Origin of the sequence: Sporolactobacillus putidus (assembly GCF_014647035.1) — a bacterium.
In the GTDB taxonomy this organism is placed as follows: Bacteria; Bacillota; Bacilli; order Bacillales; family Sporolactobacillaceae; genus Sporolactobacillus; species Sporolactobacillus putidus.
Genome location: NZ_BMOK01000039.1, coordinates 1 through 530, shown reverse-complemented (window position 1 = coordinate 530; position 530 = coordinate 1). Strand labels below are relative to the sequence as shown.

Here is a 530-nt window from a genome sequence, read left to right as displayed (position 1 = left end):
GGAGCTTATCGGAGTTCGTTCCGTCCTTCATCGGCTCCCAGTGCCAAGGCATCCACCGTGCGCTCTTGATTACTTAACCACTTTTTAACCCAGAATCAGCGGCGAATCACAACGCCGGCTGGCTTCTTGGTTAACAGCTTAGGATGAATCTCTTGACGTACTTGCTTTCGCTATCCAGTTTTCAAGGATCGTACTTATAGGATGTTTAAAAAAACATTTTTAAACGGCCCATTGTAATTGGTGGAGCCTAGGGGGATCGAACCCCTGACCTCCTGCGTGCAAAGCAGGCGCTCTCCCAGCTGAGCTAAGGCCCCAAATCATGGTGGGCCTGAGTGGACTTGAACCACCGACCTCACGCTTATCAGGCGTGCGCTCTAACCGGCTGAGCTACAGGCCCCCACCAATTTAATAGACTGCTGAAGGAATGTGTCCTTCAAAACCGAACAAAAGCCCAAACGTTTTGCTATGGATCCTGTGTCCTTAGAAAGGAGGTGATCCAGCCGCACCTTCCGATACGGCTACCTTGTTAC

The 530-nt window shown here is 50.8% G+C and carries 2 tRNA genes and 1 rRNA gene; all 3 read right to left on the bottom strand.

The window, feature by feature from the left end:
- A 23S ribosomal RNA gene (locus tag IEX81_RS16505) occupies window positions 1-79 on the bottom strand; the annotation flags it as partial.
- A 159-nt stretch (window positions 80-238) separates the two neighbouring features.
- Window positions 239-314: transfer RNA gene (locus IEX81_RS16500), tRNA-Ala, on the bottom strand.
- 6 nt (window positions 315-320) lie between these two features.
- Window positions 321-397: transfer RNA gene (locus tag IEX81_RS16495), tRNA-Ile, on the bottom strand.
- Window positions 398-530 lie beyond the last annotated feature (133 nt).